This window comes from Acinetobacter sp. 2JN-4, from assembly GCF_003687745.1.
Lineage (GTDB): Bacteria > Pseudomonadota > Gammaproteobacteria > Pseudomonadales > Moraxellaceae > Acinetobacter > Acinetobacter halotolerans.
The window spans coordinates 472,136-494,552 of sequence record NZ_RDNY01000001.1 but is presented as its reverse complement, the minus strand read 5'-3'; the positions used below and the strand labels follow the sequence as shown (position 1 = coordinate 494,552).

Here is a 22,417-nt window from a genome sequence, read left to right as displayed (position 1 = left end):
GATCACAATGATGATTAAATTGTGATGCTCAATCCATAAATAAAAGAATAGTCTCAAGGGAGAATAACAATGCCAGGTACAGTACGATTACATCGCGTATTCAATGCGCCCCCTGAACGTGTTTTTAAAGCCTTCTTAGATCCAGATGCGTTAGTCAAATGGATGTCACCTCATGGGTTTACTGCTAAAGTTCATCATTTAGACTCGCAAGTAGGCGGTACTTATAAAATGTCGTTTACGAATTTTTCTACAGGGAGCACGCACTCATTTAGTGGGAAATATATCGAAATTGTTCCAAATGAACTGCTTCGCTATACGGATCAGTTCGATGATCCTCATCTGACGGGTGAGATCCAAATGACCATCCAACTCAAGCCTGTGCTTGTGGGTACAGAGGTGAATATTACCCAAGAGGGGCTACCAGATGTGATCCCTGTTGAAGCTTGTTATTTAGGGTGGCAAGAGTCACTTTATTTGTTGGGTTTGCTGATTCAAGCTGAAATCCCTGATCAATAAGCGGATTAATTTTGAAAAACGGCTTCTATCGATCATAATAAGGCTTTTGAGATTTTTATGTCTTTTCCAAACTGCCCACAATGCCAATCAGAATATACTTACCAAGATGGCGAACTCCTTATTTGTCCTGAATGTTCACATGAGTGGAAAGAAGGTGATAGTTTAGCTTCAGAAGCACAAGAAATTATTAAAGATGCCAACGGTAATGTTTTAGTTGACGGTGATAGCGTTACGGTAATTAAAGATTTAAAAATCAAAGGTTCTTCATCCGTTGTTAAAGTTGGTACAAAGGTTAAATCAATTCGTTTGGTCGCTGACGCGAGTGATGGTCATAACATTGATTGTAAAATTGATGGTATTGGTCAGATGAAACTCAAATCTGAGTTTGTGAAAAAAGTTTAATTCCAAGCATTTTATTGAGGAGCATGCACATGCTCCTTTTTTATATCTGTAATAAATTCTAAGCTACCAAAAGCGAACAAAAAACAATCTACTTAAACTATTGTGGCTGATTTATATTATTAGAGACACAAAACAATATGAATTCCAATAATAGAGGTATTTTATGGCTGGATGGTACGAGGTGAATCGAGCAAGCGATGGTCAATATCGCTTTGTATTGAAAGCAGGTAATGGGGAAGTCATTTTAAATAGTGAATTATACAAGACCAAGGCATCAGCAATGAATGGGATTGCCTCAGTGCAAAAGAACAGTCCAGATGATGTTCGTTATGAGCGATTAATGTCAAAAAATGATAAAGCATATTTTAATCTAAAGGCTGCAAACCATCAGGTGATTGGCACCAGTCAGCTTTATGCCAGTGTACAGTCTCGTGATAAAGGTATTGAATCCGTACAAAATAATGGTTCATCGGAAACAATTAAAGATCAGACTGTTTAATTTTACAATAAAAAAGCCGTTTCATTGAAACGGCTTTTTTATTGTATGTGCGAATACTAGCGTACAAGCTTCATTAATAATTCATCTTTACTAAGGTTGCTTGCTTCTGCATCACGACGGCCTTTGTACTCGAAAGTACCTGCATCTAAGCCTTTCTCGCCAATCACGATACGATGAGGGATACCCATCAACTCAAGGTCAGAGAATTTAACCCCAGGACGTTCATTACGATCATCAAGGAGTACATCATAACCTTGTGCTTGGAACTCTGCATAAAGTGCTTCAGCAGCTTCTACGGTGCGTGGTGATTTATGTGCATTCATTGGCACAATTGCAATGTCAAAAGGTGCAATCGTTTGAGGCCAAATGATGCCTTTGTCATCGTAATTCTGTTCAATAGCAGCAGCAATAACACGTGTAACCCCTATGCCATAACAACCCATGGTGACGGTAAATGGTTTGCCATCTTCACCAAGTACTTTACAGCCCAAAGCTTCTGAATATTTTGTACCGAGCTGGAAGATATGGCCGACTTCAATACCACGTTTGATTTGCAGCGTCCCTTTACCATCTGGAGACGGATCACCTTCAACCACATTACGTAAGTCAAATACTTCAGTGAATTTCGCGTCACGATCCCAGTTCACGCCAGTGGCATGTTTATCCACTTCATTTGCACCAGCAACAAAGTCAGCCAGTATTGATGCAGCACGATCTACAATCACCGTTAAACCTTTTTCAACTAAGCCTTGAGGACCACAGAAACCTGCGATTAAACCGTGTTGCTGTAGTTGTTCGTCAGTTGCAAATGTCAAAGGTGCAGCAATAAGTGGATGCTTTTCAGCCTTAATATCATTTAGTTCGTGATCGCCACGTAAGAACAAGGCAACAACAGGCGAGTTGCCTTTCTCATCTGCAATCCCTTGTACCAGTAATGCTTTTACTGATTGTTTCGCATCAGCATTTAAAAATGCACACACATCGGCAATGGTTTTTTGATCTGGTGTATCGACCAATGCAAAAGCTTGCGTAGCAGGTGCGCGTTCGCCAACTAAAACAGCTTCGGCCATTTCTACGTTTGCTGCATAGTCTGACTCAGTTGAGAATGCAATATCGTCCTCACCGCTGGCTGCAAGTACATGGAATTCATGAGATGCTGAGCCACCAATCGAACCAGTATCCGCTTGTACTGGACGGAAGTCCAAACCAAGACGAGTGAAGATGCGACTATAGGTGTCATACATCACGTCATACGTTTCTTGTAAAGATGCTTGATTCGCATGGAAAGAATAAGCATCTTTCATGATGAATTCACGTGAACGCATCACACCGAAACGTGGACGAATTTCATCACGGAATTTGGTTTGAATTTGATAAAAATTCAGCGGCAATTGCTTATAACTTTTTAATTCATTTCGCGCTAAGTCGGTGATGACTTCTTCATGTGTAGGACCTAAAACAAAATCATTGTTATGGCGATCTTTGAAACGTAATAATTCTGGGCCGTATTGTTCAAAGCGACCTGATTCTTCCCAAAGTGCGGCAGGTTGCGTCACAGGCATATAAACTTCTAATGCGCCTGAGCGATTCATTTCTTCACGAACAATCGCATCGACTTTCTTTAGTACACGCGTTCCCATGGGCAACCAAGAGTATAAACCAGAAGCTAATTTACGAATCATCCCCGCACGTAACATGAGCTGGTGTGAAATGACTTCAGCATCATTTGGGGTTTCTCTTAACGTTGCAAATAAAAAGCGGCTTGCGCGCATGGAAACTGTCCTAAAGTTAAGTGTTATAAAAAAGCCAATAAGAATGGATGAAATAATACACCCACTTTTCAGCCGTTTGGCATTATGACATGAATCATTCAATTTGGCGCAGTATAACCTATTGTAGAAGGCTTAAATATTGAAGAAATATAAAAGTTAGCCTGCAGTTTTATCGAGATGTAGTGCTGCTTAAATAATTTTTTACATTGATTTTATTCAAGTTTTTTTAAGCGTTGGATGATGTCTGTATATTCGGCTTCGGTTTTTTGATAAGCGTTGCGTAGACTTTCAACCGTTCTTTTGACGTTATCAATATTTTGGGTATTGTTTGCAAGATTGCTTTTGAGCTGTGCTGGAATCGCTTGTCCTTTGCGATGATATTCCATTTCTTGGCGTTTAAATCTGATTTTATCCGTTTGTAATTGTTGTAATTGTTCCTGTTGATAGCTGAGTTGTTTTTTTAGGTTTGCTAAAATTTGATCCCTTTTTACGGTTGCAATCTGAACACTGCCATAAGCGCGTTTCAAGCGCAAATCTTGTTCACGTTGACGTGCGAGTGATTCTCGTTGGGAAGATTGTTGTGCATCTGCTAGAGCGTTGAAAGGTCGATTCCGTTTAATGACTTGCATATTTCGATCAAGCGCTTCATAACCGTAACGGATATGGTCAGGAGACACAGAGGTACTGACGTTGGCAATCCCATTTTTATCATAGTAGCGATACCAAACCGCCTTTGCTTGTTCGGCTGCTGCGAAAGATGAAGCGTAAGGGGATAACAATAAAAAAAATGAGCAAATGTAAATGCGTGCAATCGTCTTAAAGTGTCTAACGCGGAAACCGCACTTTAACGAATCAGTCATTACATCTCCCGTAAAAAGTCAACTAAATCACTTATTTTTAAATAATAATCAATTGTATATTAGTGGTTATTTATACAATTAAAAATAGTCGGCATGCAAAAAAAATATGAATTTAATTAAAAGTGTGAGCTAATAGCGGTTGTTTTGAAAAACTGATAGATCGGTTCAAAAAACTTCATTGATAATGCAAGTAAAGATATGTTAAAAATATCAAACTGTATAAAATAAATTAAACCAACCATATAGTGTGTATTGATTGAATGGGGCGGAACAATTAAATGGAAGATAAATTTCAAAACTTAAAGGTGATGGTGATTGACGATTCAAAAACAATTCGTCGTACAGCAGAGACCTTATTGCAACGGGAAGGTTGTGAGGTAATTACTGCGGTTGACGGTTTTGAGGCATTATCAAAAATTGCTGAAGCCAATCCAGATATCGTTTTTGTTGACATTATGATGCCACGTTTAGACGGTTATCAAACCTGTGCATTGATCAAGAATTCATTAAACTATCAAAATATTCCTGTGATTATGCTTTCAAGCAAAGATGGTTTGTTTGATCAGGCGAAAGGGCGTGTCGTGGGGTCTGACGAATATTTGACTAAGCCGTTTAGTAAGGATGAGCTGTTAAGTGCGATCCGTAACCATGTTAGCGCATAAAATTTAAAAATTGAGGACAAAATGGCTCGTATACTTATTGTAGATGATTCACCTACTGAAACATTTCGCTTTAGAGAAATTTTAACGAAGCACGGTTATGATGTATTAGAAGCAACCAATGGTGCGGATGGGGTTACGATGGCACAAGCAGAATTGCCTGACTTGGTGCTTATGGACGTTGTTATGCCAGGGATGAATGGCTTTCAAGCAACACGCCAGATTAGCAAAGCGAAAGAAACACAGCATATTCCTGTTGTGATTGTCAGCACCAAAGATCAAGCAACAGATCGAGTGTGGGGAAAGCGTCAAGGTGCAAGCGATTATTTGACGAAGCCAGTTGATGAACAACAACTTATAGACGTAATCAAAGAATTATTAAGTTAATTGATTGTTGTTCAATATGGTCTTCGCATTACTCCGCTTTTCATGACTCAATATGGGATAGAGTATGGCAGCAAATGGATTTATCGAGTTGCTTCGCTTATCCAAGCGAGGCAATAAACAATATACTTCAAGTCAAAATGAAGTCAGCCGTTGGTCTGGTATCGCATTTGAAATGTTCGGGCAATATTTTGTTGCACCATTGGGGGAAATTTCTGAGGTGATTTATCCTCCGAAATATACGCCGGTACCAAATACTCAAGCATGGGTGCGTGGCCTAGCAAATATCCGCGGACGCTTGCTTTCAGTTTCTGATTTAACTCATTTTATTTCGGGTCAACGAAGTCAATTCTCTCCAATGCAAAAAGTGATTTGTATTAGTCATCAAGACCATTATGTGGGGTTGGTCGTAGATCAGGTCTTGGGAATTCAGCACTTCAATAAAAAGAGTTTTTTCTCTCAAACGGATGAGCTAGACAATAAATTAAAAGACTATTGTCAGGGGTATTTTCACCAACATAATCAGCAATGGCATGTGTTCTTACTGAGTCGATTATTAAAAAATCCGCAGTACATGAATGCATCAATAAAGTTTATAAACTAATTTAATACGCTGTGGAAAATTAACAGGTATTTCGGGGAGAAGCTGGTATGGGCTTTAAACTTAAAAAGAAGAATGGTAGTGATAGTGCGGGATTGAAAAGGGGCGGAACTTTTGTAGAAAAAATTCGGACTCAAGTGGATCAGTTTTCTCGTTTATTTGGTGAGACTGAGAAATCAAAACCAATTATCTATCGTTCCTTAATTGCTCTGGTCCTTGCAGTTATCCTCTTAATCTATTTATTCGTGAGTCTGCCGCGTTCTAATCAGTTGACTCGAAGTTTAGGTGAGTTGCGTTTGTTGTCGCAGATGATTTCGCGTCAAGCAACTGAGGCAACCGCATCAGGCACATCAGAATCAATGAAAAGTCTGGTTGAGTCTGAAAAGCGATTTGCTGAAAATCTTGAAATTGTGGGTAATCGCTATAACACCAATTCGGATGAATATCAAAAAGTTGACCAGCTTTGGGGGAATGTCGCAAAACATATTGATTTGATTGTGTCTCAAGAAGACGTTATTAATCAACTCTATGAAACCAACATTTCCATCAGTGAAACAATTCCTGAGATTCAGGCTGAATATAACCTGATGGTTGATCAAATGGTTCGTGAAAACATGCCAAGTAGTCAGGTAATTATCACTAAAAACCAAGTATTCATTGCGGAACGTATTTTACGTTCAATTAACTCCGTGTTAGTGGGTACAGACAACTCAAATGCTTCTGCTAATGACTTTGGTGCAGATATTGATACCTTTGGTATTTATTTAAATGCGCAATTAAATGGTAGTTCTGAGCTTGGTGTGGATCGTATTAGTTCTTCTGATTTACGTGAGTCAGTTGATAGCATCAAATCAGACTATGATTCAGTTTTAAGATTAGCTGCAGATACAGTCTTGAAAAATGCCAATCAGATTGTGCATGTACGTCAAGCATCTTCTGAAATTTTCACTCAATCTGACTCACTTCTTTCATCCCTAAATACTTTATCGGATAAAGCTGAAAGTGGTTGGGGCAATGTACTTGCAGGTATTGCTTTAATTTTGGCTTTAGGTGTCTTGGTTTTCTCTGCATTACAGCTACTTGCTTTACGTAGTAATACCGATAAAGAACGTGTGACACGCTTACAAGATGAGTATGACCGTAACCAAAATGCGATTTTGCGTTTACTCGATGAAATTGCTGATTTGGCGGACGGTGACTTACGCTCTTATGCGACGGTATCTGAAGACTTTACAGGGGCAATTGCGGACTCGATTAACTTTGCGATCGATCAGTTACGCGACCTTGTATCTCGAATTACAGACACCTCGCAAGAAGTAGCACGATATACGCAGAATACGCAGAATATTACCAATCAATTGGCAGAAGCGTCTGAACATCAAGCACAAGAAATCGCAGGTGCTTCAGCGGCGATGAACGAAATGGCATTGTCGATCGACCAAGTATCAGCCAATGCATCCGAATCAGCTGAGGTTGCACACCGTTCTGTGAAAATTGCGACCAATGGTGCACATGTTGTAAACCGTTCGATTCAAGGTATGGATCATATCCGTGAGCAGATTCAGGAAACCTCAAAACGTATTAAACGGTTGGGTGAATCATCTCAGGAGATTGGTAACATCGTCTCGTTGATTAATGATATTGCCGATCAAACCAACATTTTGGCATTGAATGCTGCGATTCAAGCATCAATGGCAGGAGAAGCAGGTCGTGGTTTCGCCGTTGTAGCAGATGAGGTACAGCGTCTTGCAGAACGTTCTGCATCAGCGACCAAGCAGATTGAAAGCTTAGTAAAAACCATTCAAACAGATACCAATGAAGCCGTGATTTCAATGGAACAAACAACTTCTGAGGTTGTGCGTGGTGCGAACTTGGCCAAAGATGCGGGGATTGCACTGGATGAGATTCAGACCGTATCTGGTGATTTGGCGAAACTGATTGCGAGCATTTCTGATGCTGCGAAGCTTCAGTCTGCTTCAGCAAGCCATATTGCGACGACGATGAATGTTGTACAGGAAATTACGTCACAAACAACAACAGCAACGTTTGATACAGCGCGTTCAGTTTCTGAATTGGCAAACATGGCTGAATCTTTACGTGAATCGGTAACTGACTTTAAGTTGCCGGATTAAGCCGGATTGGAAAGACAGATGGGGGTGTCTGTCTTTCCATTTTTTTAGAGATGTAGGATATCTCAACAAGGTGATGGCAAAATGGAACGACATCTTGTGTGATAGATACACGTATTTTTTAGCCACAACTGGTGGATAAAAACGAAAGAAGCCGCTATGAAACAAATATTAAAAACGTTAGTTGAAACGATGACGCTTCCTGAAGACAGTTATCTTGAACAAGATGCAGAAATTCTTGAGATTTTTATTGAAGAATTAGATGAGATCTTTGTTGAGTTAGAGCCATTATTAGTTCAATGGATTGAACAGTCGAGTCAACAGAATGTGCTCACGGATATTCGTCGACATTTCCATACCCTTAAAGGTTCTGGAAGAATGGTCGGGGCAAAATCTTCTGGGGAGTTAGGTTGGACGGTTGAAGACCTTCTTAATCGTGTCTTAGCTGGAACGATTCCGTTCGATACGGAAATCCAACGTTATGTACAGGCCATTTTTAATGTTTATCGCTTTAAGCTTATTCATGACTTTAAAGCGGTGAAAGCGCATATTATCGATTTAAGACCACTGGTTTTACTCGGTCAACAATTGCAACAACAGAAAAAACCTGACCCTGTATTGACTGAGTTATTGAATCTTGCCAATCAATTAAAGCATGATGATGATCTTACAGGCCTAGAATTGCTTGATGATCCAGTGAGTGATAATGTACTGGCATTAGAACAGCGAGAATCAGATGCTGAGCTGGTATTCACCAAAGCTGAAACGGAATCAGCCGAAGATGAGATGCTAGCCAAAGAGACATTAGCAATTTTCTTGGAAGAAGCGGAAGAGCATCTGGCGACTATTGATCACTTTTTGCAGGATGATCGCCAAACCAATGAGCAATACAATACTTTGATTCGAGCTTTACATACGCTTCGTGGTAGCTCTGCGATGGCGCATGTGGATCACATTTTTGAAGCAAGCTCGAAAGTTGAAAATCTATTTAAAACATTATTACAAGATGAGCTAGATTCAAGTTCAAATGAAACTGCTTTACTAACGCATTATGCTCAATTCGTTCGTGATTATTTGCATAGTTTAAGACAACAAGATACACAGCAGAAATCTGATGAAATCTATGCCACATTCAATGCGGCATGGGATAGCTATGACTTCCAATTAGAAGAACAACACAATGGATCGGTACGACCACAAGGTCTGGTTTCTCAGTTGTTGGAACTCAATATCCATGATTTACTTGATGTGGAATCTGATTTTGAGAAACGAGCACGTGCAGAATTTCCTCAATATCTACAGTTGCTTAGTCAACAAGCTGAAATATTATTGCAACATACCCATCATCACGCAACGATTGGGATGTATCAATATACAAGTTTGTTGCGTTCAAGCTATCAAGATTTAATTTTTAAGCCAAACTTACTTCATTTAGATTATGCATTTGAGTTATATCACCAAGTCCATCAACAGTTTACTCAATTGTTTGATACCTTGGCGGCGGGGCAACGTGTCACTTTAACCAAAGTGCATGAACGTGTTTTAAATGAGCTTAGTTCGTTTACCCAACAGAATGTTGAGTCGCTAGATCAGCCTGTTTTAGACATATCTGAAGACTCACCACTCGCGCTAACTAATGATGATAAAGACAATTTACCTACGCAGGTGGCTACAACAGATTTAACGGCTCAATTTGCTTTAGATAAACAGCAATTACAATCTGCTGAAGCAAATCGCGACTTTGATCCTGATCTCTTGGATATTTTCTTAGAAGAAGCGGATGAGTTATTGGCTGGGATCGATACAGATCTCAATACTTGGGCAGCAGATGGTCAAAATCTCAATGCTTTAAAAAATCTGATGCGTTATTTGCACACCTTGAAAGGTGGCGCAAATATGATTCAAGCCCCTCATATTGGGCTGATTGCGCATGAGCTAGAAACAATTTATGAAAAGCTTATTAATCAGCAACTCCAAGCAACATCAACCTTAGTCGCGATTGTTCGTTCAGTCCAAGATGATCTTTCAGATCGTATTCAAACGATTCGAGATCAGCAAATAGATTATCCTTCGACCCATGTCGTAGGTGCTTTAGTACAGTTAACAGCATCGACAGCGATGACTGATGCTGAAAGCAAAGTAGCCACAATCGTTAGCGAACCGAGTGCCGATGAAGAAACAACAGTGCCTGCTACAGATGTTGCTGTTCAGACAGTAGCTACTCATGATGCTGTCGATGTAACCGATCTCGCTGCTCAACTGGTACTGGATAAACAACAATTACAATCCGCAGCATCCAATCGAAACTTTGATCCAGATTTACTAGATATCTTCTTAGAAGAAGCGGATGAGTTATTGGTGGGGATCGATGCTGATCTAAATACATGGACAGTTGATCATCAAAATCTAAACGCACTGAAAAATTTGATGCGCTATTTGCACACCTTAAAAGGGGGGGCAAATATGATTCAAGCCCCTTATATTGGTTTGATTGCGCATGAATTAGAAACGATTTATGAAAAACTCATCAACCAACAACTACTAGCAACACCTCAACTGATTGCATTGATTCGTTTGGTACAAGATGATATTTCAGATCGTATTCAGACGATTCGAGATCAACAGGTTGACTACCCATCAACGCATGTTGTGCAGTTACTCCAGCAAGCAGAGCAATCTGCTGGCGACCTAAGTCATGCGCCAAGCGTTGACACGGCTGAATCTGTAGTTCAAGTTGAAGACAGTGGAGTCGAAATGCTGTCTGATACACATGAGACCATTGAACAGCAGTCTGTGACAGACGACATTGAGCGAACAACTGAAGAATTAAGTTCAGTTGAGACAGAAGTTGCTGTTGAAGCGGAGTTGCCTGATCAAATCGTAGCGTTGGTTGATGAAGAAACTGCCGAGGATGATGTTCGTTCACTGGTGGAACAGACCTTCCTTGAAGAAGCAGAAGAGTTGTTAGAACAGGCTCAACAGTTATTAAAACAATGGTTCGAGCAACGTAGTAATCGTAGTGTGTTATTACAGCTACAACGTAATGCCCATAGTTTAAAGGGCGGCGCGCGGATGGCCGAGTTGGATGCAGTTGCCGTCATTGCCTATCATTTAGAAAATGCGTTTGAACAATTTGGTGTGCATCATTTTAATTCAAATGTATACGACAACTTACTCAATACAGCGCTTGCATGGCTCAATGATGCTGTCTTTAAACGTCAATATGCGAATTTTGATGGTTTAAAACATAATTTAGAAAAAATGGACTTTGTTGACGTTTCAGCACAATTACCACAAAAGCTGTCTGCACGGGATATTTTTACACCTGAATACACCATGGAGTTTGTTCAGGGTGATGGCACTGAGCCACCATCTATGCAAGGTGAGTGGGAGTCAACTGAGCGCGTAGAACAGAACAATGAAATGATTCGTGTTTCTGCTGAGGTCATCGAGAAGATGATTGATTTGTCAGGAGAAAATGCGATTAACCGTTCACGTATCGAGATGGACTTAGGTCAGTTGGGCGGTACGTTGACGGAAATGGAACTTGCAATCAAGCGTTTGGCAGACCAATTACGTCGAATGGAAGGTGAGTTAGAGAGTCAAATTATTGCACGACATGGTGGCGAAGATGCACGTTATGCTGATTTTGACCCATTAGAGATGGATCAATACTCATCTTTAAATCAGTTGTCAAAATCTCTCGCAGAATCGGCCTCTGACTTGGTTGACTTTAAAACGACTCTTTCAGAGAAGATTCGTGATACAGAAGGTCTATTGTTACAACAGTCACGTATCCAAGCAGAAATTCAAGAAAGTTTGATGCGTACCCGTTTGGTTCCATTTTCACGGCTGTTGCCACGTTTACAACGTATTGTTCGCCAAACGGCATCTACTTTGAACCGACCAACGGAACTGGTTGTGAACAATACCGAAGGTGAATTAGACCGTAGTATTTTGGAGCGTCTAGTCTCACCATTTGAGCATATGTTGCGAAATGCGATTGATCATGGTATCGAAGACCGTGAGCAACGCTTACAAGCGAAAAAGCCTGAAACAGGACATATTGTTTTAAATATCGGTCGTCAAGGTACAGATGTTGTTGTTAGCTTTAGTGATGATGGTAAAGGGATTGATGTAAATCGTATTAAAGATAAGGCGATTCAAACGGGGTTAATGACCAAAGAACAAAAACTTGATCAAGATGAGATTTTACAGTTTATCTTCCATCCTGGTTTTAGTACCGCGGCGCAAGTGACTCAGATTTCTGGGCGTGGTGTTGGTCTAGACGTTGTACAAAGTGATATTAAAGCTCTGGGTGGTCATGTCAGTGTCAGTTCTATTTTTGGTAAAGGCACAACCTTTACCATTCGAGTACCGACGACAGTGGCTGTCAGCGATGCACTTATGGTGAAAGCGGGCGACCAACAATTTGCTTTCCCACTGGCACAAATTGATCGTATCGTACGTATTTCCCCGATGGCGTTAGAGCAATACTTTGATAGCCAAGAAGACTACTTCGATATTGATCAAGAGCGCTATCGTTTGCGTTATTTATCCGAGTTTGTGGCAGGGCAGCCGATTCCACGCTTAAGCGGTATCGTACATTCTTTACCTGTATTGTTGATTAAAGGGGCGCAAGGTCAGACAACCGCATTGCTGATCGACCAGCTCATTGGTTCACGTGGTCAAATTGTTGTAAAACCAGTTGGGCAACAATTCTCCAGTATTGGCGTGATTGCAGGGGCAACCATTCTCGGTGATGGTCAGGTCTGCTTGATTTTAGATGGTCAAAATATTGCTCGCCAAGCTCAGTCAACGCCACGTGCGAAACAAGCAGATGAAACATACACCAAGCAGCGTTATGACGAACGTCGTTTGATTATGATTGTGGATGACTCAATCACCGTACGTAAGGTCACGTCACGCCTGCTAGAACGTCAGGGCTATGATGTGGTGACTGCGAAAGACGGTGTAGATGCGATAGAGCAACTGGAAACCATTAAACCTGATTTAATGTTGCTGGATATCGAAATGCCGCGAATGGATGGTTTCGAAGTCACAAATCTTGTTCGACATCATGAAATCCATCGAAATCTACCGATCATAATGATTACCTCGCGGACAGGTGAGAAGCACCGTGAACGTGCCCTATCATTAGGTGTAAACCAATACATGGGTAAACCATTCCAAGAAGAAACACTTTTGGAAAATATAGATAGCTTACTTGTTGTGCGCTGAGGAGTGAATAATAATGGTGAAGAAAGGCGCAAGCTCTGTATTAGGTCAAATTGATCAGCAAGAGTTGCAGCATTTAATTACGGTTTCGACAGGATTTATTGACGCATACATTATCGAATGTCATCAAAAAGTTCCAATGCTGTTACCGCAAAATATCGTGCTATCTGCGATGGATACACAGACGCAGGTTGATCATATTGAATGGCATGATCTAAAACTACCGATTTATGCGGTAAATGATCCAACTCAGAAACAGGGCGTTGCATTGGTGGTTGAGGGGGATGATGTTTCAGAACGCTTTGCCTTGATCTGTAATGAAATGCCTTCATCGATTCGTTTACGTATCTCAGAGATCGTTGATGATGAAGGTGAAATTGATGATGCCAATGTTTTTAAGTATGTGAAAATTGGGGGCAATACATTTTATGTTCCCAATTTGCAGAATATACAGACCCAATTGGGTTTATAAAGAACAAAAAAAGGAGGAACTCAGTCGATGATTGAGTTCCTCCTTTTTTGTCTATGTCGTTATCACTTTGCTAGCAGTTGTTCTAGAATCTGTTCGTAGATCTCTGCCAAAGGCTCAAGATCCGCAACGTTTACATGCTCATTAATTTGATGAATCGTCGCATTTAACACACCGAGCTCTAATACTTGAGCGCCAGTCGGGGCAATAAAGCGTCCGTCAGATGTTCCGCCACTGGTTGAAAGTTTGGTTTCTACACCCGTTACATTTTTAATGGCGACTTTTGCGGCATTGACCAATTCCCCGACTGGGGTTAGGAATGGTAAGCCTGAAAAGGTCCAATCAATGCTGTAATTTAGTTGATGCTTATCCAATATGTCGAGAACACGTTGTTGAAGGATTTCAGCAGTAACTTCTGTGGAATAACGGAAGTTAAATGTCACTTTCAATGAACCAGGGATGACATTGGTCGCGCCTGTACCTGCTTGGATATTTGAAATTTGAAAAGAAGTCGCAGGGAAGTATTCATTGCCATTGTCCCAAACTGTTTCGCATAACTCATTGAGCGCTTTAGATGAGGAGTGAATTGGGTTTTCTGCAAGATGAGGGTAGGCAACATGCCCTTGCTTCCCATGAACGGTTAAAACAGCATTTAATGAACCACGACGTCCATTTTTTACAATATCACCCAGTTGATGGGTACTCGAAGGTTCGCCAACCAAACACCATGTCATTTTCTCTTGACGTGCTTCTAGGGTTTCCACAACTTTAACTGTACCGTTAATCGATGGACCTTCTTCATCAGAGGTAATCAAAAAGGCAATAGAACCTTTATGATTAGGATGTTTTGCAACAAAACGTTCAGAGGCAACTACCATTGCGGCTAAAGCTGTTTTCATATCCGCAGTACCACGACCATATAACTTACCGTCGCGGATCGATGGTAAAAATGGATCTGAATTCCATGCATCTAATTGTCCAGTAGGAACAACATCTGTATGTCCTGCAAAACAAAAAACGGGACTTTCCGTGCCACGACGAGCCCACAAGTTATCGACATCTTCAAAACGTAAGTTTTCGATATTAAAACCAATCTTTGCCAATCGCTCAGCCATGATATTTTGGCAATCATGGTCAACAGGGGTAACAGACGGTTGGCGGAGGAGTTGTAAACTAAGTTCAAGCGTATCGGAATGGTTCATGCGAGATGTAGATAAATCTGGTGAAATTTGAACCGATATAATAGGGGAATATTGCCAAGAAAGGTATGTTAAAAAAAACCTTATCTTTTCAAAGATAAGGTTTTATGGTCTATTTTTTACAAATTACATTTTATCTTGGGTTTTTTCAGCAGACTGCGTTACTTTTTCTCCAGCTTTAGATACATCTTTACCGAAACCTTTGAAGGTATTACAGCCAGTTAAAACAAAAGTGGCCATGATAGACGCAACTAAGATTTTTTTCATGCTTGTCTCCGACTCAATTTAATTATGGTGTATGTAAGAGGCTAAAGAAATAAGATGAAAATGAACATAATTGTTTGACGGTAGAAGTGTTATAAAGTGTTACTTACTGAAATTTAATGAAATCAGTATCGCTTAAATAACAAAGAAGGCTGGCGAAACATATAAAAGGAGGGTTCGGCTGTAGTATTGTAGTACAGGCCATCGGTCCACCAATCCGCTGCTGATGAAGATGCAAGTTGGTTTGGGCAAAGCCATTCTTGGCGCAGTAAACGGTAATAAGCCAATTCGGGAATATGAGTTCCCCATTGTCCTAAACGACGAGAAGCATTCACCCATGTTGGGAGTGTTAATTCATCTTGTGAGCTAGGCAAAAAAAGCTGCCCTTTCATCACTGCAAATTTACGCTGGATTTGAATATTATTCGCTTCTGAAAACTGAAATTGACGCTCGGTAAAATGCTTTAATTTTCGATGTAAGGTATCTTCTCGATTCAGTCCGAACCATTGTGACAAACTTAATTCGCTCTCACCAAGATAATATTTGAGAGCAACTTCCCAATGTTCAACTTCCTGCGTTTGTTGATTGAGCACAAGAAAATCGATTTCGCCTAAAGTGATTGCCCCTGAAATTTTTTGGATACTATGTCCAAGCAATTGATAAGGGTGGTAAGAATCATCCAACAGCCAAAACCACAATAAATTTTCAAAACGTAAGCCTAAACGAGTGCTTTTAAGGCGTGCGAGAAAATCAAGTAGAGGTTGTGGTTGTTGATCAAGTTGTTTCAAGCGTGGTTCATATTGCTGGTACAACGTCTGCCAAGTCTGGTCATCGTGAATGGTGAACTCATTTTTCAGGTTTAGTTCATTTGGGATTTGAGCCAAAATATTGGGACTGGCAATGGAAAAAGCCAACTGTCGTACAATAGGATGCTTAAACTGTAACCACGGTTCAAATAAAGCGGGGCGGGTCATTATTTTAAGCATGAAGCAAACTCAATCATGGAAATAATACGCTAAGTTTAAGAAACGACAATGAAAACACTTTATACTAGCACGGTTGTTTTGACGCGTTGGTTAAATACGAAATGAAAATATTGTTTTGGCGTAGTTTAGTCATCATTTTTATTACCTTAGGGATAATTGGTGCGATTCTACCGGGTATGCCAACGACGGTATTTTTGATTATCGCGGCGTGGGCAGCATCGAAAGGATGGCCGCAAATGGATGCATGGTTACTCAATCATCCTAAATATGGCCCAACATTGCGTAACTGGCGTGAAAATGGCACGGTTCCGCGTAAGGCAAAATGGCTTGCCAGTATCATGATGTTGATTAGCGGTATCATCATGCTCTTTACCAATGCGCCATTTTTAGTCAAAGTTTTTACCAATGTCACCATGTTTACGGTCGCTGTTTGGCTGTGGCTCCGCCCTGAACCTGAGCGAGGATAAGCAAAGCAACGCTTTGCCCGAGCGCAAGACGAGAGCTACGCTCGAGTGGTGAGTTAATAAAAGCGAAGTTCTTGCGGAATATATTCCTCATGCGCAAGACCTTGCGGAACATTGTTCCTCATACACTCGAGTGGCGAGTTAAGCAAACTTAAAGCACCGCTTTAAGGCTTTGCCCGAGCGCAAGACCTTACGGAACATTGTTCCTCATACGCTCGAGTGACGAGTTAATAAAAGCAACGCTTTACCCTGAGAAGCGTTTAAAGCTTCGTAAGAAGAGCAATTAAAGTAATAAAGTAACTCGATGAATAGATCATGGTAAGCCCTCGAAAAATTGATAAGCCACTTCTAATACAAATCAAAACTACAGAAATCTCAGCTTTTTTATGTTGAAATACAATTGTTCTATCATTGCTCGAGATAAAAAATGCCCTATACACTTGAACAGGCTGATATTTTAATTGATTTGGCACAACAAACTTTACGACTGCCAAAACATAACAAGTTTTATGTCATTTCTTCAGGCAAGAATGGTATCGGTGAACAAGAAAATAGTGGCAAAACGCCAAGAGGGTGGCATCAAGTCGCGCAAAAGATTGGTGCTGATGCAGAAAGAAATACGGTATTTATTGGTAGACAGCCGACAGGTGAAGTCTATGATCAACAACTTGCACAACAATTCCCACAACGAGATTGGATTTTATCGCGAATCTTATGGCTGGATGGTTTAGAAGCTGGATTTAATCAGGGGGAGGGTTGCGATACGTTTAAGCGTTATATTTATATTCATGGCACACCTGAGACAGAACCGATGGGCATTCCGATGTCGCATGGTTGTATCCGAATGAAGAATGATGAAATTATCGAGCTTTTTGAACTAATTTCAGAACAAGCTTTGGTTTATATTTCAGAACAGGCTTTGAAAGATTCATACTGAAAATGTGAATAAGTGTTTAAATAAAATACGAAAATACCGCATTTATCAAAGAATTACTTATTTTTTAATCACTCACACGGTTTTTTCGGAAAAGTGTGTCAAAAGCGTTTGACACTCTGTAAAGATTCTCTATAATGCACCTCACAAACGATTAAAGACGTTAAGGGCGCTTAGCTCAGTTGGTAGAGCGTCTGCCTTACAAGCAGAATGTCGGCGGTTCGATCCCGTCAGCGCCCACCAAGCCTTTACGTTAAAACTTCAAGTGCAGCGGTAGTTCAGTTGGTTAGAATATCGGCCTGTCACGCCGAGGGTCGCGGGTTCGAGCCCCGTCCGCTGCGCCACTTAAGTTTTAACATCGTTTTACCCATAATTGCGAAATTATAGTGCAGCGGTAGTTCAGTTGGTTAGAATATCGGCCTGTCACGCCGAGGGTCGCGGGTTCGAGTCCCGTCCGCTGCGCCACTTTAATTTTGTGAGATTGGGAACACCTTTGGATACAAGACTACGCACTTTGTTTGTCTTGCGTCATAAAATTGATTTTCAATCAATTTTATTCCTCAGGGCGCTTAGCTCAGTTGGTAGAGCGTCTGCCTTACAAGCAGAATGTCGGCGGTTCGATCCCGTCAGCGCCCACCATAGTTTGTGATACTTACTTCGTAAAGAAGTATACCGATGCAGCGGTAGTTCAGTTGGTTAGAATATCGGCCTGTCACGCCGAGGGTCGCGGGTTCGAGCCCCGTCCGCTGCGCCATTCTCTTGATATCGTTTTGAGAAAATGACTGTTTTGACAAGTATCTTTATACTTGATCTCTGAAACGAGAGTTAACTAGAAAAATCAAAGATTTTTCTCTTACACTCGGACAAAGCTTCGCTTTGTTTATCCTCGTTCAGGGCGCTTAGCTCAGTTGGTAGAGCGTCTGCCTTACAAGCAGAATGTCGGCGGTTCGATCCCGTCAGCGCCCACCATATCTCCTTTCTAGATACTCAAATCATTGTAATCAATATCAAATTATTTTATGATTAGCCTCAATAATGATTCTAATATTGAAGCAATTTATGAGAAATCCTTATCAACGTAAGGCCGCGTCGAAATCTCAAACAACAACATCTAACTCTTCATCCAAAGACGCTTATCGCCAATTTATTCAAAATATTATTTTGCAACGTGAAGTGGTTGCGCTATATCACGATGGTTGGGCTTTGTGTTCTACACCTTCAGGCCAGCATGCGCTGTCGGTTTGGCAGAATAAAGGTCTAGCAAAATTATTAATTAAAGACAATTGGGCGCAATATAATATTCAAGAAGTGTCGTTAAAAGATTTTATTGAAAAGATGATTCCATTTCTAAAAGAAAATAATACGATTTTATCTTTAGATTTAACCCCTGAGGGAAATAATCTGTTGGTGACGCCAGATACATTATTATTAGATATCAAGAACTTTTTATATCAAATCTATTTGCAACGTCCTGATATTTTTGAAGAGCTAAAGTTGCCATTACCGCGTGATATTCGAATCCATCAATAAGTAGGGTCTAGTGACATTTCATAGACCCTGTCTTATGTGATATTGACTGAGTTAACTTTAATTAATACTCATTGAGTAGCCAACCACTGACATAAGCAAAATATTCTCTTAACCATGCGTTATATCGCGTGGCTAATGGTGTTGTTGAGCCGACCATCGTAAAATTTGTGTAGCCTTGTTTTTTCGCAATTGCTGCTGCACGTAGTGTATGGAAATCACTTGTGACAATAATAATTGGCTGTTGGATCATAATACCCTGTGCTTTTAACAGCGGTTGGCTATTTTTAAGATTCAGTTCAGTACTGGTGCTCTGATCTTCCAATATAATTTGTGTGGCGGGAATTTGATAGGTCTGTTGCAAATAACGTGACATGACCACGGCTTCACTTTCAGTTTCACCAAAATCCACTCCACCAGAAACAATTAATTTCGCATTGGGTTGAGCTAAAGCAACTGGCGCTGCACGATCTAAGCGTTTGGCGAGTGTGGCAGACGGTTGTCCATTCTCAACACCACTACCTAAAACAATGATTGCGGCGACAGGCGATGTATCTTGTATGCTCGTAGTGTTGTTTGCAAGATAATGGAAAAAATAGCCTAAGCTGATTAACCAGACCCAAAAACATAACCAGCCGAATCGCCAGATTGAATGTAAGCGGAAATGATAAAAAAAGAAGCGTTCAATATGGTAATAGAAGATTGAATAGAAACAGAAAAAAAGACCAAGTAACAGTGGAAGCACTGTTCCAATATGAATTTTTTTAAGCGCGATCAGTATTGCACCATCTAAAAAGAGTACAAGACCAATAACGGCAAAAAAAATACGGAGCCATAAACTGAGTTGCATAATTTGAATCGAAGTCGATTTGAATCTGCTCAGTGTATGTAAAATGAATTGAAAGGCAAACTTTTTTAATCATTGTAAAAAAACGAGTGATTTCTCACTCGTTTCTGGGTGTCTTACATGGGATTAGTAAACATCCCGACGATAACGTCCAGTTTGACGTAATTCATCCACTTGAGCTTCACCCAATATGTCGATGAGGGCTTGATCTACACCTGCTGCCATACCATTAATGCTACCGCAGACGTAAATCACGGCCCCTTGCTTGATCCAGTTGATTAACTCGTCAGCATTGTCGCGCAAGATATCTTGTACATAGATCCTTTGTTCTTGATCTCTAGAAAAGGCGAGGTCAAGGCGTTGTAGTGTGCCCATGTTTTTCCAGGCTTGAATGGTTTCTTGGTAAAAGAAATCATGGTCGCGCTGACGTTCGCCAAAAATAAGCCAATTCGCTGAATAATCTTGACGATTGCGCTGCTGTAATAAGCTCATTAAACCTGCGATACCCGTACCGTTGCCGATACAAATAATCGGGCGGTTGTCATCAATGAGATGGAACGATTCGTTGGTACGGATGCGCAAAGCAATATCTTGTTTAAGCTGTGCAAATGTCGTTAACCAACCCGAGCCTAGACCTAACTGACCCTGTTCATCTAACTGCTGACGCACCACAAGTCTTAATACTTGTTGCGATGGAATACTGGCAATTGAGTATTCACGAGTCGGTAGGGTGGGTAATTGTTCTAACAATTGTTCGAGATCACTAAAAGGCTGAATTTCAACCCGCAAGTTTTTATCCCAAAGTGCGTGCTCGATATTTTGATTACGTGATTTTATGACTGCTTGTGCTGGAATTTGATGTTTGACTAGAAATGCTTGAATCTCATCTAAGCTATTTGCGGGTTGAATCTCTGCAATATCACCTGCATGCCAAGTCATATCATGTGTTGCAGTGAGCTCTATATTGTAAGCAGTTTGTCCTAAGCTATTTGGGTTGAGGGCTTGGCGATGGTTTAGGGTCCATCGATCAAAGGTTTTTTCGATATTCATTGCATGTAGTTCATGCTTGGCCACAACCGATAAAGCTTGATTCCAGCGTTGAATATCATGGGGATTTGCATTATCCACTTCGATCAATTCAAACAATGGTTGTGCTTTGCATTGTTTTAACCAAGTATCTACTGCGTGACCAAAGCTGCAATAGCTGTCCGCATATTCTTTAGAGCCAAGTGCGAGAACTGCATACTGCATATGATTGAGATCAAAGAGTTGTTGCATCAGCTTCTTGTTAAAGCCTGACGCTAAATCTGGTGCGTCACCCGTACCGTAGGTACTCACAACAAATAAAACCTGTTGAGCTTGTTGCAGATCTTGTTCTGTCAGTTGCTGAATGGGTTTAACAGTTGTTGGTTGTCGTGCTTCTTGTAAGCTAGTTGCAGTGCGCCAAGCCAGTTGTTCAGCCACGCCCGTTTGTGAGGCATAGGTGATCAGCCAAGGTATTGCATTTGGATCAATCTGTTGGCCGATCAGAGATTGGCGAGCTGCGAGTGTTAATCTCTTTTGTTTACGACGTTTAAGATATAGCATCCATCCGGTCACAAAGAATAATGGCATTGCAAGTGAAGCAAGCAGTGCAATGAATTGATAGGTTGAACCAAAGAAACTGCCACGATGTACAGGCAGCATACTGCTCATGATCTTTTCATTGAGCTTCTTATCTTCGTATAATTCAAACTTTTCGAATTTGTTCTCTTGGTAGTTGTATACCGCTTGGTTACGTGCGCGTTCATGTTGTGCAATCACATCAACAAATGTTAACTCGACTTTTTGATCATCCTGTTTCGGTATATTTAGCGTCAAACTCGAGTATTCGCGTCCGATGTTGGCGTTCACTCCAGTCCAAGTTTGGGCCAGAATCATGCCGACTTGTTGGTTGGATAAATCTAGTCCTTTATTTTTGCTTTTTTCATCGTTGTGTTGATTACGTTGCGGTTGTTCGACGCCCATCACTTTGAACATCCCAGCACGCCACCAGTCATAAGACCAGTACAAACCAGTACATGCAAACAAGAGGTAAAACACAATCACCCATGTACCCACGACGGCATGTAAGTCCCAAATAAAATTACGACCTTTCAACTTGGGTTTGATCAAGAACCATTGCTTGAAGGTATGTTTCTTTGGAAAGCGTAGATAAATACCGCTCAATACAAAGAAAATGAGCATCAGTGTTGATGCACCCGTGATTTGTGCCCCATATTCGCCAGCCGTTAAATTACGATGTAATCGCTGGATAAACTGAAAAAACTCACGGCCCTTTACTTCAGGTAGTACTTCTGCTGTATAGGGATTCACCATCATGTTATAGCCACGACGTGCGCCTTCTTTTTTTATATTGACGGTTGAAGATGCAGATGGGTCTGAAGCAATGGTAATGCTATTAATTTCAATCTCAGGTTGCTGTTGATTGAAATATAAATAGAGCTGAGCAGGCGTTAATTTAGGTGTAGCCGCAACTTCTACCACATAGCTATCGTGGTTGATCCATTTCAGGATTTGTTGATCATAAGAGTAGATCGCACCTGTAACTCCCATCAGTGAGAGAATTAAGCCTGCGGTAATCCCTAAAAACCAATGGATTTGAAAGAAAACTTTTTTAAACATAGT

General features: G+C 40.7%; 18 protein-coding genes, 6 tRNA genes and 3 pseudogenes. 20 read left to right on the top strand and 7 right to left on the bottom strand.

Going from position 1 to position 22,417, the window contains the following annotated elements; translation table 11 throughout:
* Positions 1 to 63: 63 nt before the first annotated feature.
* The 3 genes from EAH57_RS02430 (at position 64) to EAH57_RS02420 (ending at position 1,417) form a co-directional block, all read left to right on the top strand.
* A complete protein-coding gene (locus tag EAH57_RS02430) occupies positions 64 to 516 on the top strand; it encodes an SRPBCC family protein (RefSeq protein WP_171407361.1) in 453 nt (150 codons plus the stop codon).
* A 57-nt stretch (positions 517 to 573) separates the two neighbouring features.
* A complete protein-coding gene (locus EAH57_RS02425; RefSeq protein ID WP_121928679.1) occupies positions 574 to 918 on the top strand; it encodes a zinc ribbon domain-containing protein YjdM in 345 nt (114 codons plus the stop codon).
* Positions 919 to 1,081: 163 nt separating this feature from the next.
* Entirely contained in the window at positions 1,082 to 1,417 is a 336-nt protein-coding gene (locus EAH57_RS02420) for a YegP family protein (RefSeq protein ID WP_121928678.1), read from the top strand.
* A 56-nt stretch (positions 1,418 to 1,473) separates the two neighbouring features.
* Here EAH57_RS02420 and EAH57_RS02415 read toward each other — a convergent pair whose 3' ends face one another.
* Both EAH57_RS02415 and EAH57_RS02410 read right to left on the bottom strand, forming a co-directional pair.
* Positions 1,474 to 3,189, bottom strand: a complete 1,716-nt coding sequence (locus EAH57_RS02415; protein ID WP_121928677.1) for a proline--tRNA ligase — start codon at positions 3,187 to 3,189, stop codon at positions 1,474 to 1,476.
* A gap of 212 nt (positions 3,190 to 3,401) precedes the next feature.
* Complete coding sequence (locus EAH57_RS02410; protein ID WP_121928676.1) at positions 3,402 to 4,049, bottom strand: hypothetical protein; 648 nt, start codon at positions 4,047 to 4,049, stop codon at positions 3,402 to 3,404.
* 278 nt (positions 4,050 to 4,327) lie between these two features.
* On the opposite strand from EAH57_RS02410, the gene pilG reads away from it, so the two are divergent.
* From pilG to EAH57_RS02380, 8 genes and pseudogenes are all read left to right on the top strand, one after another.
* Entirely contained in the window at positions 4,328 to 4,711 is a 384-nt protein-coding gene (gene pilG / locus EAH57_RS02405; RefSeq protein WP_004640629.1) for a twitching motility response regulator PilG, read from the top strand.
* A gap of 21 nt (positions 4,712 to 4,732) precedes the next feature.
* Entirely contained in the window at positions 4,733 to 5,095 is a 363-nt protein-coding gene (locus EAH57_RS02400; RefSeq protein ID WP_004669429.1) for a response regulator, read from the top strand.
* A 64-nt stretch (positions 5,096 to 5,159) separates the two neighbouring features.
* The gene (locus EAH57_RS02395) at positions 5,160 to 5,696 is read left to right on the top strand and encodes a chemotaxis protein CheW (protein WP_004669427.1); all 537 of its coding nucleotides are present in this window, start codon (positions 5,160 to 5,162) and stop codon (positions 5,694 to 5,696) included.
* A gap of 47 nt (positions 5,697 to 5,743) precedes the next feature.
* The gene (locus tag EAH57_RS02390; RefSeq protein WP_121928675.1) at positions 5,744 to 7,825 is read left to right on the top strand and encodes a methyl-accepting chemotaxis protein; all 2,082 of its coding nucleotides are present in this window, start codon (positions 5,744 to 5,746) and stop codon (positions 7,823 to 7,825) included.
* A 156-nt stretch (positions 7,826 to 7,981) separates the two neighbouring features.
* Positions 7,982 to 8,512 (top strand): annotated as a pseudogene (locus EAH57_RS16265) (Hpt domain-containing protein); the annotation flags it as partial.
* 90 nt (positions 8,513 to 8,602) lie between these two features.
* Positions 8,603 to 10,499: pseudogene (locus EAH57_RS16260) on the top strand (Hpt domain-containing protein); the annotation flags it as partial.
* Positions 10,500 to 10,723: 224 nt separating this feature from the next.
* Positions 10,724 to 13,063: pseudogene (locus tag EAH57_RS16255) on the top strand (response regulator); the annotation flags it as partial.
* Positions 13,064 to 13,076: 13 nt separating this feature from the next.
* A complete protein-coding gene (locus tag EAH57_RS02380) occupies positions 13,077 to 13,532 on the top strand; it encodes a hypothetical protein (RefSeq protein ID WP_121928673.1) in 456 nt (151 codons plus the stop codon).
* A 62-nt stretch (positions 13,533 to 13,594) separates the two neighbouring features.
* Here the strand turns inward: EAH57_RS02380 and dapE are convergent, their stop codons facing one another.
* From dapE to EAH57_RS02365, 3 genes are all read right to left on the bottom strand, one after another.
* Entirely contained in the window at positions 13,595 to 14,731 is a 1,137-nt protein-coding gene (gene dapE / locus EAH57_RS02375) for a succinyl-diaminopimelate desuccinylase (protein ID WP_121928672.1), read from the bottom strand.
* Between the two features lie 123 nt (positions 14,732 to 14,854).
* Positions 14,855 to 14,995: an entericidin A/B family lipoprotein gene (locus EAH57_RS02370; RefSeq protein ID WP_004669417.1), complete on the bottom strand. Its 141-nt coding sequence runs from the start codon at positions 14,993 to 14,995 to the stop codon at positions 14,855 to 14,857.
* A gap of 122 nt (positions 14,996 to 15,117) precedes the next feature.
* Positions 15,118 to 15,978: a DUF1853 family protein gene (locus EAH57_RS02365; RefSeq protein WP_121928671.1), complete on the bottom strand. Its 861-nt coding sequence runs from the start codon at positions 15,976 to 15,978 to the stop codon at positions 15,118 to 15,120.
* Between the two features lie 101 nt (positions 15,979 to 16,079).
* Here EAH57_RS02365 and EAH57_RS02360 point away from each other — a divergent pair, with 101 nt between their 5' ends.
* From EAH57_RS02360 to EAH57_RS02320, 9 genes are all read left to right on the top strand, one after another.
* Positions 16,080 to 16,445 (top strand): YbaN family protein, encoded by a 366-nt coding sequence (locus EAH57_RS02360; protein ID WP_121928670.1) that lies wholly within the window; start codon positions 16,080 to 16,082, stop codon positions 16,443 to 16,445.
* A 424-nt stretch (positions 16,446 to 16,869) separates the two neighbouring features.
* Complete coding sequence (gene elsL, locus EAH57_RS02355; protein WP_121928669.1) at positions 16,870 to 17,379, top strand: cell wall-recycling L,D-carboxypeptidase ElsL; 510 nt, start codon at positions 16,870 to 16,872, stop codon at positions 17,377 to 17,379.
* Between the two features lie 164 nt (positions 17,380 to 17,543).
* Positions 17,544 to 17,619: transfer RNA gene (locus tag EAH57_RS02350), tRNA-Val, on the top strand.
* 24 nt (positions 17,620 to 17,643) lie between these two features.
* Positions 17,644 to 17,720: transfer RNA gene (locus tag EAH57_RS02345), tRNA-Asp, on the top strand.
* A gap of 44 nt (positions 17,721 to 17,764) precedes the next feature.
* Positions 17,765 to 17,841: transfer RNA gene (locus EAH57_RS02340), tRNA-Asp, on the top strand.
* 98 nt (positions 17,842 to 17,939) lie between these two features.
* Positions 17,940 to 18,015: transfer RNA gene (locus EAH57_RS02335), tRNA-Val, on the top strand.
* A 38-nt stretch (positions 18,016 to 18,053) separates the two neighbouring features.
* A tRNA-Asp gene (locus EAH57_RS02330) sits at positions 18,054 to 18,130 on the top strand.
* A 139-nt stretch (positions 18,131 to 18,269) separates the two neighbouring features.
* Positions 18,270 to 18,345 (top strand) — tRNA-Val (locus tag EAH57_RS02325).
* Positions 18,346 to 18,435: 90 nt separating this feature from the next.
* The gene (locus EAH57_RS02320) at positions 18,436 to 18,906 is read left to right on the top strand and encodes a DUF2750 domain-containing protein (protein ID WP_121928668.1); all 471 of its coding nucleotides are present in this window, start codon (positions 18,436 to 18,438) and stop codon (positions 18,904 to 18,906) included.
* A gap of 61 nt (positions 18,907 to 18,967) precedes the next feature.
* Here EAH57_RS02320 and EAH57_RS02315 read toward each other — a convergent pair whose 3' ends face one another.
* On the bottom strand, positions 18,968 to 19,753 hold the full coding sequence (locus tag EAH57_RS02315) for a YdcF family protein (RefSeq protein WP_121928667.1): 786 nt from the start codon (positions 19,751 to 19,753) through the stop codon (positions 18,968 to 18,970).
* Between the two features lie 123 nt (positions 19,754 to 19,876).
* The gene (locus EAH57_RS02310; RefSeq protein WP_121928666.1) at positions 19,877 to 22,414 is read right to left on the bottom strand and encodes a PepSY domain-containing protein; all 2,538 of its coding nucleotides are present in this window, start codon (positions 22,412 to 22,414) and stop codon (positions 19,877 to 19,879) included.
* Positions 22,415 to 22,417 lie beyond the last annotated feature (3 nt).